Here is a 14593-nt window from a genome sequence, read left to right as displayed (position 1 = left end):
CGTGATCGCCAATCCCACCTGCGGAACCTGGGATTCGGCGATCGATGCAGTCTGCGTGCAGCACGAGAATTACGTCACTCGAAGGCCCTCGGACAGCCCTCGGACAGCCCTCGGACGCCCTTGCACGCAGAGTCTTTACATGATCGCGAGGCACGCTTTGCACGACATGCCGATGAGATGCGACATGCCGATGAGATCTGGTGCGGACCGGCGGGACGGTCCCGTCCGTTCCAGGACCACCGGAATCTCACCGGAGGACCACCGGCCCGCACGCCGATACTGCACGAGTGGGCTGACACGATCGTGAATCTCCCCTGAACCCACCCGTGACATCGGTACGTTTACGTCCGATGACACTCCGTCAGGACGTTCCCTCTCGTCTTGCGATTCGGCTCCTCGGCCCGCTGGACGTCACCGACGACGGAACATCAGTCACTCTCGGTGGCCGCCAATCACGGGCCGTATTCATTCTGCTCGCTCTGTCGGCCCGCACCCCGATCTCGACCGAGCGCCTCATCGATCAGCTGTGGGACGAGGCGGCGCCCCGGGGCGCCGTCAACACCATGCAGGTCTACGTGTCCCGGTTGCGCCGGGTACTGGGCCCCGACTCGGTGCTGCGCAGCACCTCGCAGGGCTATCTGCTCGACGTGCCGGCCGAGGCCATCGACCTGCACCGCTTCGAGCAGGCCGCGGCCACCGGGCAGGCCGCGCTGGCGGCCGGCGACCCCCGGTCCGCCGCCCGCGAGTTGCGGGCGGCCCTCGGCCTCTGGCGCGGGCCCGCCCTGACCGACCTGACCAGCAGCATCGGTGAGGTGCACCGGGTCCGGCTGGAAGGTCAGCGGCTGTCGGCGCTGGCAGCCCGGCTGGACGCCGACGCGGCCCTCGGCCTGGACGCCGCGATCGTGCCCGAGCTGCAGGAACTGGTGCGCAGCCACCCGCTGGACGAACGTTTCACCGGCCAGCTGATGACGGCGCTCTACCGGTCCGGACGGCAGGCCGACGCGCTGGCCGCCTTCTCCGCGGCCCAGCGCCGTCTGGACGAGGAGCTGGGGGTGGATCCCTCTCCCGCACTGCGTGACCTGCAGGCCGAGGTGCTGCGCCACGCGACCTCCCTGACCCCGGCCCGCCGCCGCAGTCCCCCGCGTCCCCGCACCGGCTTGATCGGCCGCGACCCCGAACTCCGGGCCGCCCACGACCTGCTGGCCCGCGGCACCCGGCTGATCACGGTGATCGGGCCGGGCGGGATCGGGAAGACCCGGCTGGCTCTGGAGATCGCCCACCGCACGGCTCCGGGGCGCCGCACGGTGCTGACCGGCCTGGACGGCGTGCGGGGCCCCGAGGAACTACTGACCGCGATCGGCCGCGCCCTGGGGCACAGCGGCCGCCAGGAAAGGCCGCTGCCCGAGCTCGTGGCGGCGGCGCTGGACGAGGAGCCGACGCTGCTCGTGCTGGACGAGATGGAGCAGGCCCCGCCCTCGGCCGCCGGGGTGGTGGCCGAGCTGCTCGACCGGGCCGGCTCGCTGAGTGTGCTGACCACGAGCCGCACGGCGCTGCGCCTGCGCGGCGAACACCTGCTGCCCGTCCCCCCGCTGGCCCCGCCCGACGCCGTGCGGCTGTTCCGCGACCGGGCCGCGGCCGTGCTGCCCGGCTTCGAGGTGAGCAGTGTGAACGCGGACGAGGTGGGCGCGGTCTGCGACCTGCTCGACGGGCACCCGCTGGCGATCGAGCTGGCCGCGGCCCGCATCCGCACCCTGTCCCCGGAGGAGATGCGGCGGCGCCTGCGCCCGGCCGGACGGCTGGAGCTGCTCCGGCACGGCCCGTCCGACCTGCCCGAACGCCAGCGCAGCCTGCAGGCCCTGCTGGACGAGGCGATGGCCCGGCTGCCCGATCGGAGCGTGCGGCTGCTGGCCGACCTGTCGGTGTTCAGCGGCGGCTGGACCCTCGAGGCCATGGAGGCGGTGTGCGAGGCCGGGGCCCTGGCCGAGCTGGACCGTCTCGTCGATCACAGCCTGGTGCTGGCCGACGGTTCCGGTCGCTTCGGCATGCTCGCCACGATCCGCGAGTACGCCGCCCAGATGCTGGCGGCCCGGCCTCCCGAGCAGCGCCGGGCCGTCTCCGACCGGCACGCGCGGTACTTCGCCGGCCTGGCCCGCCAGGCCGCCGACGAGCCCGGCCGCAACCCCGACTCCCCGGTGCTGCTGGCCCTGGAGTCGGAGTCGGCCAACCTGACCGCCGCCCTGGAGCACGCGGCCACGGCCCGCGACGGCAGCCTGCTGGTGGGCCTGGTGCTGAGTCTGCTCGGCCACTGGTTCTACACCGGACGTCTGCGGCAGGCCGACCACTGGGTGGAGGCCGCGCGGGGCGCCGCCACCTCCGAGCACGAGCGCGCCCGGCTGCTGCTGATGGCGGGCAACCTGGCGCTGGTCGGCGCCGACCTGGAACGGGCGCAGCCCGCCCTGAACGGCGCCTACCAGGCCGCCCGCGCGATCGACGACGGCGAGCTGACCGCCCGCACCCTGGCCGCCCGCTCGGTCGCCGCCCGGTACTCCGGTCTGCCCGCCCACGCCCTGACCCTGGTCGAGGAGGCGCTGCTGGCCGCCCGCCGGGCCGGGGCCTGGGCCCTGGTGGTGCGGCTGGGCAACGAGCACGGTGAGCTGCTCGACGAGACCGGGCACCCGGACGCGGCCGAGTCGCTGTTCGAGTCGTTCCGGGCCTGGTCGCAGGTCGAGCAGGCCTCGAGCAACCTGGCCGTGGCACTGGTGAACCTGGCCGCGGTGGCCGCCGACCAGGACGACGCGGTCCGCGCGAGCAATCTGCTGGCCGAGGCGGCGGCCGCGGCCGGCAGTGGGCAGTCGGTGCCTCTGCGGGCCGACGTCCTGGCCGGCACCGGCCTGGTGCAGCTGCGGCTGGGCGGGCCGGACGCGGCGGGCACGGCGCTACGGGCCGCGCTGCCGCTGATGTACGAGGCCGGGCAGCTGATCACCCTGCCCGACACCGTCAGCCTGCTCGGGGCGGTCGCGCTGGCTGAGGGTGACCGGCGTGCGGCCGTGCGCTTGCTGGCGACCGGCCGGGCCTGGCGGGAGGCGCGGGGTATGGCGGTGGTGGGCCGGCTGACCCGCGAGGTGCTGGCTGCCACCGAGGCCGAGCTGGAGCGCACCGGCCCGGGTCGGCACGACCTGATCGACACCGAGACCGGGGCTGCGGTGCCTTTCGCGGTGCTGACCGGGCTCGGCGCACCGGCCTCCTGGGGCACCGCCTGGGTGCGGGGCGCACCCCCCGAGGAACCCCGATTCGTCCCACATGTCGGACTGGTTGTTCAGATCCCGGAACCGGGAGCACCGGCACCTCGGATTCTTCACCAACGGATGACCCTCCCGGACGACGAGGAGCTTGCGGCAGACTCAAGCCCATGAGCGACGATTCCGCCCCGCCCCAGAGCCCCAGCGAGGCCGACGTCCAGCAGATGGTGGACGCCGATCACCGGGAGCCCGATGTCGGTCAGTTCGCCGGTGGCGTGGCCTCCGACGAGCAGCACACAGCCCTGCGGGCCTCGGTCCGGCAGCTCTCCACCCTGCTCGGCGAGGCCCTGACCCGGCACGAGGGCCCCGAGCTGCTGGCCCTGGTCGAACAGGTCCGGGTGCTGGCCCGGCAGCCCGACGACGGTGAGCTCCACACCCTGCTGAGCGGTCTGGACGACCCGACCGCGATCGTGCTGGGCCGGGCCTTCACCGCCTACTTCCAGCTGGCCAACATCACCGAGCAGCTGCACCGCTGGCAGGAGCTGACGGCCCGCCCCGAGGGCCCGCTGCAGGCCACGGTCGGCCGGATCGGCAAGGCCATCGACTCCGGCGACATCGACCCGGAACTGGTCAAGGAGATCCTGGCCCGGGTCGAGCTGCGACCGGTGTTCACCGCGCACCCCACCGAGGCCAGCCGCCGCTCGGTGCTCGACCTGCTGCGCAAGATCGCCGACCTGATCCTCGAGCAGGAAGACCCGCGCGGGCGGGCCGTCGACGTGTCCCGGACCCACCGCCGGCTGGCCGAGCTGGTCGACCTGCTCTGGCAGACCGACGAACTGCGCACCGAGCGGCCCAAGCCGACCGACGAGGCCCGCACGGCGATCTACTACCTGCAGACCCTCACCGCCCAGGTCGTGCCCGACCTGCTGGAGGAGCTCGACCTGCAGCTGGCCGGGATCGGCATCGAGCTGCCCGCCGGCGCCCGGCCGCTGCGCTTCGGCACCTGGGCCGGCGGCGACCGGGACGGCAACCCGAACGTCACCCCCCAGGTCACGCTCGACGTGCTCGGCCTGCAGCACGACTTCGGCCTGCGCGAGCTGATCTCGGCGGTCGACGAACTGGTGCTCGACCTGGCCTCGTCCACCCGCGTCGTCTCGGTCAGCGACGAGCTGAAGACCAGCCTGGAGGCCGACCGCCTGGCCCTGCCGGGCGCCTACGCGGCCTTCATCGGGCTGAACTACGAGGAGCCCTACCGGCTCAAGCTCAGCTACATCCGGGTGCGTCTGTCCCGCACCCGCGACCGGCTGGACAACGGCACCCCGCACGAGCCCGGCCGCGACTACCTGGGATTCGACGAGGTCATCGCCGACCTGGAACTGATCCGCGACTCGCTGCTGGCCCACGACGGCGCCCTGATCGCCAACGGCCCGGTGCTGCGCCTGCTGCGCACCGCCGTGGCCGTCGGGATGGGCATGGCCACGCTCGACATCCGCGAGCACGCCGGCCGGCACCACGCCGCCCTGGCCACGCTGTTCGACCGGCTGGGGGAGCTCGAGCAGCCCTACGCCGAACTGGAACGGCCCACCCGGATCCAGGTGCTGTCCAAGGAGCTCGCCCACCGCCGCCCCCTGATCGGCGCGGGCGTGGACACCCTCCCCCAGCCCGCCGCGGGCGTCCTCGATCTGTTCCACACCATCCGCCGGGCCCTGCAGAAGTTCGGCCCCGACGTGATCGAGAGCTACATCGTCTCGATGGCGCAGGACATCGACGACATCCTGGCCGTGGTCGTGCTGGCCCGGGAGGCCGGGCTGGTCGACACCGGCAGCGACGAGGCCCCGGCCTGGGCGAAGATCGGCTTCGTGCCGCTCTTCGAGACGGTGACCGAGCTCGAGGCCGCCGGCCCGCTGATGGACGCGCTGCTCTCCGACGCCGCCTACCGCCGGGTGGTCACCGCCCGCGGCGAGGTCCAGGAGATCATGCTGGGCTACTCGGACAGCTCCAAGGACGCCGGGATCGCGGCCTCCCAGTGGCAGATCCACCGCGCCCAGCGGGCGCTGCGCGACGTCGCCGCCCAGCACGGCGTGGTGCTGCGGCTGTTCCACGGCCGCGGCGGCTCGGTCGGACGCGGGGGTGGCCCGACCGGCGAGGCGATCCTGTCCCAGCCGTACGGCAGCCTGAACGGGCCGATCAAGGTCACCGAGCAGGGCGAGGTGATCTCGGACAAGTACACACTGCCGCAGCTGGGCCGCGAGAACATCGAGCTCGCGCTCGCCGCGGTGCTGGAAGCCTCGGTGCTGCACCGCACCTCGCGCCTTCCGGACGACGTGCTGAACGGCTGGAACAGCACCATGGACCTGGTCGCCGGATCGGCCCAGGTCGCCTACCGGTCGCTGGTGCGTGACCCGCTGCTGGTGCCGTTCTTCGTCACCGCCACCCCGGTGGACGAGCTGGGCAACCTGAACATCGGTTCCCGGCCCTCGCGCCGGCCCGGTGGCCCGGGTGGTCTCGACGATCTGCGGGCCATTCCGTGGGTGTTCGGCTGGACCCAGTCGCGGATGAACCTGCCCGGCTGGTTCGGGGTCGGCAGCGGCCTGGCGGCGGCCCGGGAGGACGGCCGCGAGGACACGCTCAAGCAGATGTACGGCTCCTGGCACTTCTTCCGCACGTTCCTGTCGAACGTGCAGATGACGCTGGCGAAGACCGACCTGCAGATCGCCGGTCGCTACGTGCGCACGCTGGTGGGCGACGGCCCGAACCCGGAGGCCGCCAAGCTCTTCGCCGTGATCGAGGCCGAGCACGAGCGCACGGTGCAGGAGGTGCTGCGGGTCACCGGGCGCGACCAGCTGCTCGCCGCGTCGCCCGTGCTGCGCCGCACGCTGGAGCTGCGTGACACCTACCTGGCTCCGCTGCACGCCCTGCAGATCTCGCTGCTGGCCCGCTCGCGTCAGGCCTCGGCATCAGGCATCACGCCCGACCCGGATCTGCAGCGGGCACTGCTGCTCACGATCAACGGCATCGCCGCCGGGCTGCGCAACACCGGCTGATCGGTTCCCCGGTGGACGCGTGTCCTCGAGTTCCGGAAAAGAGAACTTGAGGACGCGCGTCCTCGCTCGGGGTTCAAGCTCGGCACCTCACGATCCGATCCCCTGACGAGTGGCGCTGCGCGCCACTACAGACTGGGGAATGGGGAATCCGTGGTGTTGGGCAGAAGGCGCGCCGGCGGGACAACAGAGTTCACCGCGCCTCGTGACGTGGAGACGTACGCGGAGGTCATCGAGGCGCTGGAGTCGGTGACCAACGAGGAGAGCGCCTACCGCATCTCGGTGGACGCGTTCGTGCGGGCCAGCGGCGTGGACTACGGCGCCGCCTGGCTGCTGGACGAGGGCGAGCTCCGGCTGATCCACGAGTCGGGCAAGATCGCGGGCGCCATGTCGGCAGCCTTCCCGGGCAAGCGCAATTCGGTGGACGCCAGCCTGGTCGGCCGCGCCTACCGTTCCGGTGACACGATCTTCGTCGACGACCTGAACACCGCGACCGGATCGGTCCGGGCCCAGGCCGCGGAGAAGCTCGGCATGGTGGCCGGCATGTTCTACCCGGTCCGCAACCAGGGCCAGGTCCGTGGCGTGCTGGAGTACTTCTGTTCCACCCCGATCGCCCCGAATCCCGGCCGCCGCGAGAAGATCGTCGAGATCGCCAAACTCGCCGACATGGCGGTGTACCGGGCGATCGCCCAGGCCCAGCTGCAGGAGGTCGCCGACGACCGGCTGGCCGTCACCGAGGTGGTCAGCACCCTGAACCAGGTCGTCGACGAGGCCGGCTGCACCCGGGCGGCCCTGGAGGCCGTACGCGCCTCGTTCGGCTGGGCCTACGGCTCCTTCTGGGCCATTGCCGAGGGCGAGGACGTCTTGCGGTTCGAGCTGGAGTCGGGATCCGCCGGCGACGAGTTCCGCCAGGTCACCCTGGCCGCGAGCTTCGCAGAGGGGGTGGGCCTCTCGGGCCGCGCCTGGCGGGCGCGCGACCTGGTCTTCGTGAAGAACCTGGCCGACCTGACCGACTGCGTGCGGGCTCCCGCCGCGGGCCGGGCCGGGGTGAAGTCGGGCATCTGCTTCCCGATCATCATCGCCGGCCGGGTGATCGGCACGATGGATTTCTTCACCACCGAGACGATCGAGCTGTCCGAGTCGCGGATGGGCGCCCTGCGCAACGTGCAGCAGCTGGTCTCCCAGCGGCTGGAGTCACTCCGCCGGGCCGAGTCCGAGAAATCCGGCGCCCGAGCTCTTTTCGAAACGGTTCAGCAGCTGCGCGGCGCCACCCAGGACGCCACCCGGGTGGCCGGCGAGGCCGTGGACCGGGCCGGGGCGATGACCGGCGAGGTGGAGAGCCTGGGTGCGGCGTCCGCGGCGATCGGCGACGTCATCAAGATCATCTCCAGCATTGCCGACCAGACGAACCTCCTGGCCCTGAACGCCACGATCGAGGCGGCCCGGGCCGGGGACGCCGGTAAGGGCTTCGCCGTGGTCGCGGACGAGGTGAAGCAGCTGGCCCAGGAGACTGCCCGAGCCACGGGACAGGTGTCCGACCAGATCGCCGCGATCCAGACGAACGCCCGCTCCGTGGCCACCGGCATCCAGAGCACCAGCGAGATCATCGGCCAGATGGACTCGGTGCAGAACCGGATCCAGGAGATCCTGGAGATCCAGGCCCGGATGGCTCAAGAACTCGAGTCGTCCTGAAGAGGCTTCCACAGGGAGAGCGAGAACCGGCCGTCCGGGTCGGTCCACCAGCCCTCCGGGGTGAAACCAGCCGTTGTGAGCTCTTCTTCGAGGCAGTTACGGGTGAACTTGGCGGAGATCTCGGTGCGTAGTTCCTCGCCCGCGCCGAACTCGACAGTGAGGTCGAGATCGGCGAACCGCACGGTGAGGTCGTCCCGGGCGCGCAGCCGCATCTCGATCCAGGCCTCCGACTCGTTCCAGAACGCCCGGTGCTCGAAGGCTTCTGGGTCGAAATCGGCTCCCAGCCGGTCATTCAGCACCCGCAGCAGGTTCAGGTTGAACGCCGCGGTCACTCCGGCCGCGTCGTCGTAGGCGGGCACCAGCACGGCGGGCGACTTCACCAGGTCGGCGCCGAGCAGGAACGAGTCCGTGGGTCCCAGACCGTCCCGCACGGCCGAGAGGAAGGCCTGACGCTGTTCGGGGCGCAGGTTGCCGATCGTCCCGCCGAGGAAGGCGACGATCCGGTGCCCCTCGTCCCGGCCGTCACGTAGCACCGCGGTGAGATGCTGCTCGAAGTCCGCCCGGACAGCCTCTATCCGCAACCTGGGATAGGCGATGCGCAGCGCCTGGGCGGCCTGCCGCAGCGCGCTCCCACTGACATCGAGCGCGGTGTAGACGGCCCGGTCCTGATCCAGCTGATCGAGCAGCAACCGGGTCTTCTCCGACGACCCCGACCCCAGCTCCACCAGGTGCCGGGCACCGGACCGGCCGACGATACCGGCCGCGTCCGCCTGGAGGATCGCCCGCTCGCTGCGGGTCGGGTAGTACTCCGGCAGCCGGGTGATGTCCTCGAACAGCTCGCTGCCGTTCTTGTCGTAGAACCATTTCGGTGGAAGCCATTTCGGCGTCGCCCCGAATCCGGCCAGCACGTCGGCGCGCAGGCTCCCGTCGGCGAAGTCCTCGGGCAGGTGATCGGTGAAACCGTAGTCCATGAGATCCTTTTCTGCTCTAGAGCGGATTCAGCGCGATGTCGCCGTCCTCCACCGTGATCAGCTGCCCGTCCGGCACGTCGTGCCAGCCGTCCTGGTCGTCGTACGCCTCGGAGGCCACCACCACCCCGCCGTGGGTGCGGCGGTAGGAGAGGCTCGCGCCCTGTGCGCTGCCGGCAATCCGCCGGCCGTCGGTGAGCAGCAGGTTCACCCGCCCTCCGGTGGTCTCGAGTGTGCGCCGCACCACGTGCCGCAGGGCCTGCTCCGGGGTGTGGCCCGCGTCCAGCCGGTCGAGGGTCAGGGCCCAGAGCGCGGCGGCGTCGGTGGGCGCGTCGAGCCGCAGGAGACGCGCCGGTTCGAGGTCCTTCACCAGTTCGGCTCCCGAACCCGGCCAGCCCGGCAGGGCGCCGTTGTGGCTGAACAGCCAGGGACCGTCGCGGAACGGTGCGGCCGCCCCCCGCCCCGACACCATGCCCTCGGTGCCGGAGCGGACGGCCGCGAGCAGCCCGGTGGTCCGCACGGTGCGGGCCAGGTCGGCGAAGGTCTCGTCGCCCCAGACCGGCCCGTCGCCGCGGTGCCGGGCCGGCTGGGGATCGCCCGGCGCGTACCAGCCGAGCCCGAAACCGTCCACATTCATGATCCCGTGGGTCTGCCGGCGCGGGGCCCAGGCCTGGCGGGTGAGGGCGTGCGGCGGATCGGTGACGAGTTCCCCGATCCTCAGTTCCGGGCCGACGTAGGCGAGGTGTCTACACATCTTTCTCGGCGGCGGTCAGGTCCCGGGCGCACCGGAAACCGCTGAAGATCTGCCGCCGGATCGGGTAGTCCCAGTTGCGGAACGTGGCCCGCACGGCCGAGGGGTCGGACCCGAACGAGCCGCCGCGCAGCACCCGGTAGTCCGGCCCGAAGAAGACCTCCGAGTACTCCCGGTACGGCCAGGCCCGGAATCCGTCGTAACCGTTGAACGTGCTCGAGGTCCACTCCCAGACATCGCCCATCAGCTGGTGCACCCCGAGGGCGGACCGCCCTGCCGGGTACGCTCCCACCTCGGCCGGTTCCAGATACCGCTGACCGAGATTGGCGTGCTCGGCGGACGGTTCCTCGTCGCCCCAGGGAAAACGCCGCGAGCGCCCGGACACCGGGTCGAAACGGGCCGCTTTCTCCCACTCCGGTTCGGTCGGCAGCCGGCGACCGGCCCAACGCGCGTACGCGTCGGCCTCGTACCAGTTGACGTGCACCACCGGCTGGTCGTCGTGAAGCGGTTCAGTACGCCCGAAAACCCGCCGGGTCCAGGTGTTTGCCTCGCGGTTCCAGAACTGCGGGGCGCTCAGCCCGGTCTGCTGCCGGTACGCCCAGCCCCGCGGGTCCCACCAGCGCGGATCGTCGTAGCCGCCGTCCTCGACGAAGTCCCGGTAGGCGCGGTTGGTCACCGGGGTGGTGTCGATGAAGAAGGCCGGCACGTCGACGGCGTGGGCCGGACGCTCGTTGTCGAGGGCCCAGGGCTCGACGTCGGTGCCCATGGTGAAGGGGCCGCCCGGCACCAGAACCTCGGGCGGGAGATTCTTGGCGGACGCCCGCGGTGGCCGCGGTGCGCTCAGCAGCGCCTCTCCGGTGCGCAACTGGTGGGTGGCCAGCATGGTCTCGTCGTGCTGCTGTTCGTGCTGCACGATCATGCCGAAGGCGAACCCCCGGTTCAGCAGCGGGCGCCCGTTCAGCGGGATCCGCTCCAGCACGTCGAGCACCTTGCTGCGCACGCCGTCCACGTACTGACGGGACGGCCCGGCCTCCAGCAGGGGGAGCTTCGGCCGGTCCTTGCGGGGGTACTGGAACGCGTCGTAGAGCTGGTCCACGGTCTCGGGCAGCAGGGGATCGCGCCCGGCCACGTCCCGCAGCAGCCACAGCTCCTCCTGGTTGCCGATGTGTGCCAGGTCCCAGACCAGCGGCGACATCAGCGGCGAGTGCTGGTGGGTGAGCTCGGTGTCGTCCACGTCGGTCAGCTGCTGGGTACGGGCGCGGGCGCGGATCAGGTCGGCGGCCAGGCGTTCGCGCAACTGGGCGTCGTCCAGCTCCGCCGGACCCAGATCGGGGTTCACCACGGTCGCTCCTCCACTGCGCTCGGTTCGGTCAGGGCCACGCGGTCGAGGTACTCGGAGGTCTGCTGGGCCAGTTCGCCCATCCCGTCCCGGTCCAGGGCCTGCGCGGCGTGCTCCAGCACCTTCCGGGCCGCCTCGCGCACCCGGTCGTTCGCCAGGCCCTCACGGGCGGCGAGCTCCCAGGCGTCGCGCACCGGCTCGCAGGCCTCCAGCGCGGCGTCACCGGCGGAGTCGTCCTGCATCAGCGCGGCGACCGTGGCGGCCGCCACCCGCCACCCGGGGCCGGGCTGCTGGTCGAGGTAGCGCACCTCGTAGAACCCCCGTGCCCGCACCGGCGGGAACAGCGTGGTCAGGTGGAACTTCAGGTCCTCGAGGGTGGGCGCGGTGGCGTCCGGCACGGCCCGGGCACCCTCACGCAACCACTGGCGGAAGGTCAGGTCGCGCGGCGCCGTCCAGGGGCGGCCGTTTCGCCGCACCGCCAGGACGGGGGCGTCGAGAACCCAGCGGGTGTAGGCCTCCTGAAGCGTTTCACCGGAGGTCGGGACGGGTGCGTGGCAGCGCGCCGGGTCGAGGCGGCGCCAGATTCCCTGACGCAGAAGGCGATAGCCCTTCAGACGGGGGTCGGCGACGGGGTGCCGGGTGGGCCGGCCGAACGCGGCGGCGGTGGCGGGACCGATCGCGTGCAGCAGTTCCCAGCGCCGGTCGAAATCACCGGGACCGGATCCGATGCGCGCGGCCTCGATGTTGACCTGGACCGAGGCGCTGGCGCGCATCATGACCCGCCCGGCCGAGCCGGTGCGATCGAAATACTCCTCCATCGCGGCATATCGGGGTTCCTGCAGGTACCGGACGGGCAGGGGGAGGGAGTCGATACCGGTTCCGGTCAGCCGGGCCCCGTGGCGACTCGCGACGGCGGTCAGCTTCTCGAGATCTGCTGTCAGGTCGGCGATCGCACCGGGAAGATCATCGGCCGGGAGGGAGCTGAGCTCGACCTGCCCACCGGGCTCGACCGTGAATCCGGATCGTAGCGCCTGGGTCTGGATGTCGTCGTGCAGCAGTTTCAGTTTGTCCGGCGCCAGATGCTCCGGCGGGTCCACGTCGCGGTGAATCAGATATTCCAGCTCGATACCCACCGTGCGCGGTGGGCCACACTTGAAACAGGTTCGGGGGATCCAGCCTTCGGCATCGGACTCGGTGAGTGGCTGACCGTCCAAGGGATCACTCACCGTTCCTGCCACCGGACCAGCCGCCTGGGCGAGGTCTTCGATCGACACGCCGACCATAGTGCGCATCCGGTCACGGATAGCGCTACCCGAAACTTCGGACCAAATTCGATAGATGTAGCCGGGAATGCCGTCACCTGCAACGATGCTGAGGTGTTCGATTAAATTTGCCGTACCCCAAGAATCTGCGAGAGGAAGCGACATGGCGCGTACCGGCTTCGGCCGTGGGCAACTGCCCGATCCCCGGCTGCCCCCTGGCCAGTACGACACCGGCAGTAGCTGGCCGGTTCTGACGGCGGAGGTCAGCCCCCAGCTCACCGCCGACAACTGGAGCTTCCGCGTGGACGGGCTGGTGCAGCAGGCGAAGACCTGGGACTGGCAGACCGCGCACCGGCTGGAGAGCTCGACCTGGTCCGGCGACATCCACTGCGTCACCAGCTGGTCGAAACTGGGCACCGGATTCTCCGGCGTCAGCGTGGACACCTTCCTGGCCGAGGCCGGGGTGCTGCCGGAGGCCACGCACGTGGTGGCCTGGAGCCACACCGGCTACACCACCAACCTGCCGCTGGCCGAGATCACCGGGGGCCGGGCCTGGGTGGTCTGGGAGCACGAGGGCAAGCCGCTCCCCCACGAGCACGGTGGTCCGGCCCGGCTACTGGTGCCGAACCTGTACTTCTGGAAGAGCGCCAAGTGGATCGGTGGCCTGCGCCTGCTCGACCACGACGAGCCCGGATTCTGGGAACAGCGGGGCTACCACGAGCTCGGGGACCCGTGGCTGGAACAGCGGTACTCCGGTGACTGACGGCCTTCCCGCACTTCCTTCTCTGCCGGCTTCTCTGCCGGCGCTGCCCACGCTGGGCCCGGTGACGCGGCGGGTCCCACCCTCCGGGGCCCGTCGTCTCTGGCTCCCGGCGGTCGTGACCCAGGTCCGGGACGAGACCGCCCGGGCCAGGACCTTCCGGCTCGCGATCCGGGGCGAGAACGTCGACCGGCATGTTCCCGGCCAGCACTACGACGTGCGGCTCACCGCTCCCGACGGCTCCACCGCGCAGCGTTCCTACAGCATCGCCTCCGCCCCCGGGAACGGCTCCGAGGTGGAGCTCACCGTCGAGCGCATCGACGACGGCGAGGTCTCCCCGTACCTGCACGAGGAGATCGGGGTCGGCGACGAGGTCGAGGTCCGTGGACCGTTCGGCGGCTGGTTCGTCTGGCGCGGCGACACCCCGGCCCTGCTGCTCGGGGGCGGGTCGGGTGTGGTGCCGCTGATGGCGATGCGGCGCTACTGGCACGCCCAGGGCGAACCGGTTCCCCTGCGCCTGCTGGTGTCGGTGCGCCGGCCGGAGGATCTGTATTACCCAGGTGAGTACGGCCCGGAGACCACGGTGATCCACACCCGGCAGGCGCCTGACGCCGACGGGCGCCCGGTGGGCCGGCTGACCGCGGCCGACCTGGAGCCCCTGCTGGCCGCGGTGCCCGGAGCCACGGCCTACGTGTGTGGTTCGGCGGGTTTCACCGAGCACGCCTCCCAGCTGCTGGTGACCCTGGGCCTGCCCGCCGCGGACGTGCGGATCGAGAGGTTCGGTCCGGGCTGATCCGAGGGCTGAGGGTTCCTTGCGGAAACCTTGCGGGCGGGGCGGTTCTGAACAGAACCGCCCCGCCGACTCGTTAGGGGTACCCACCCCTGCCCAGCAAGGAGAGCACGGCATATGAAGCTCGGACTGACCACGATGACCGGCAAGGTCGTTGCCTCCGTCGCCGTCCTCGGCTCGGCGGCCGCCGTGGCCGGTCTGGGCACCTTCGGTACCTTCACCAGCTCGACCTCGGCCAGCACCACCGTCGCGACCGGTACGGTCACCATCGCCCTCGGCACCGCCGGTTCCGCCGCGAACCGCCTGACCCTGGGCGCCACCGGCCTGGTGCCGGGCGACACCATGCAGCGCGCGGTGGACCTCACCAACTCCGGTACCCAGAACCTGGCCAGCGTGGCCCTGACCACCGCGGCCACGTCGAGCAGCCTGCTGGACACCAGCTCGTCGATGGGCCTGCAGCTGAAGATCGACAACTGCTCCACCGCCTGGACCGAGGCCGGCACCTCCCCCGCCTTCACCTACACCTGCGGCGGGACCACCACCGCGGTCCTCGCCAGCACCCCGGTGATCGGTGCGAACCTGGCCCTGACCAACCTCAACGCCCTGACCGCCGGAACCACCGACCATCTCAAGGTCACGCTGACCCTGCCGAGTACGGCGGACAACTCGTTGCAGAACCAGAGCAGCACCATCGGCTTCACCTTCCTCGGTACCCAGCGGACCGCCACGAACAAGTAAATTCCGCCCGCCT

The 14593-nt window shown here is 71.4% G+C and carries 10 protein-coding genes; 6 read left to right on the top strand and 4 right to left on the bottom strand.

Annotation, left to right across the window (positions count from 1 at the left end; genetic code table 11):
• Window positions 1-350 precede the first annotated feature (350 nt).
• The 3 genes from QSK05_RS04040 (at window position 351) to QSK05_RS04030 (ending at window position 7972) form a co-directional block, all read left to right on the top strand.
• A complete protein-coding gene (locus tag QSK05_RS04040; RefSeq protein WP_285594020.1) occupies window positions 351-3413 on the top strand; it encodes an AfsR/SARP family transcriptional regulator in 3063 nt (1020 codons plus the stop codon).
• Window positions 3410-6283, top strand: a complete 2874-nt coding sequence (gene ppc, locus QSK05_RS04035; RefSeq protein WP_285594019.1) for a phosphoenolpyruvate carboxylase — start codon at window positions 3410-3412, stop codon at window positions 6281-6283. Before QSK05_RS04040 ends, ppc begins: the two co-directional genes overlap by 4 nt.
• A gap of 207 nt (window positions 6284-6490) precedes the next feature.
• The gene (locus QSK05_RS04030) at window positions 6491-7972 is read left to right on the top strand and encodes a methyl-accepting chemotaxis protein (RefSeq protein ID WP_285594017.1); all 1482 of its coding nucleotides are present in this window, start codon (window positions 6491-6493) and stop codon (window positions 7970-7972) included.
• On the opposite strand, the gene egtD is transcribed toward QSK05_RS04030, so the two are convergent.
• From egtD to QSK05_RS04010, 4 genes are read right to left on the bottom strand one after another with little or no spacing between them, the layout of a single operon-like run.
• Window positions 7951-8943, bottom strand: a complete 993-nt coding sequence (egtD, locus tag QSK05_RS04025; protein ID WP_285594016.1) for an L-histidine N(alpha)-methyltransferase — start codon at window positions 8941-8943, stop codon at window positions 7951-7953. The genes QSK05_RS04030 and egtD overlap by 22 nt on opposite strands.
• Before the next feature lie 16 nt (window positions 8944-8959).
• Window positions 8960-9694: an ergothioneine biosynthesis protein EgtC gene (gene egtC / locus QSK05_RS04020; protein WP_285594014.1), complete on the bottom strand. Its 735-nt coding sequence runs from the start codon at window positions 9692-9694 to the stop codon at window positions 8960-8962.
• The gene (egtB, locus tag QSK05_RS04015) at window positions 9687-11033 is read right to left on the bottom strand and encodes an ergothioneine biosynthesis protein EgtB (RefSeq protein WP_285594012.1); all 1347 of its coding nucleotides are present in this window, start codon (window positions 11031-11033) and stop codon (window positions 9687-9689) included. Before egtB ends, egtC begins: the two co-directional genes overlap by 8 nt.
• Window positions 11027-12304, bottom strand: a complete 1278-nt coding sequence (locus tag QSK05_RS04010) for a glutamate-cysteine ligase family protein (protein ID WP_285594010.1) — start codon at window positions 12302-12304, stop codon at window positions 11027-11029. Before QSK05_RS04010 ends, egtB begins: the two co-directional genes overlap by 7 nt.
• A gap of 151 nt (window positions 12305-12455) precedes the next feature.
• Between QSK05_RS04010 and QSK05_RS04005 the strand changes: the two genes are divergently transcribed.
• The 3 genes from QSK05_RS04005 (at window position 12456) to QSK05_RS03995 (ending at window position 14580) form a co-directional block, all read left to right on the top strand.
• The gene (locus QSK05_RS04005; protein ID WP_285594008.1) at window positions 12456-13055 is read left to right on the top strand and encodes a molybdopterin-dependent oxidoreductase; all 600 of its coding nucleotides are present in this window, start codon (window positions 12456-12458) and stop codon (window positions 13053-13055) included.
• A gap of 61 nt (window positions 13056-13116) precedes the next feature.
• Window positions 13117-13845 (top strand): ferredoxin reductase, encoded by a 729-nt coding sequence (locus QSK05_RS04000; protein WP_285594007.1) that lies wholly within the window; start codon window positions 13117-13119, stop codon window positions 13843-13845.
• 114 nt (window positions 13846-13959) lie between these two features.
• Window positions 13960-14580, top strand: a complete 621-nt coding sequence (locus tag QSK05_RS03995; protein WP_285594006.1) for a TasA family protein — start codon at window positions 13960-13962, stop codon at window positions 14578-14580.
• Window positions 14581-14593 lie beyond the last annotated feature (13 nt).

This window comes from Kineosporia sp. NBRC 101731, from assembly GCF_030269305.1.
In the GTDB taxonomy this organism is placed as follows: Bacteria; Actinomycetota; Actinomycetes; order Actinomycetales; family Kineosporiaceae; genus Kineosporia.
This window is presented reverse-complemented; position numbering and strand designations above follow the sequence as displayed.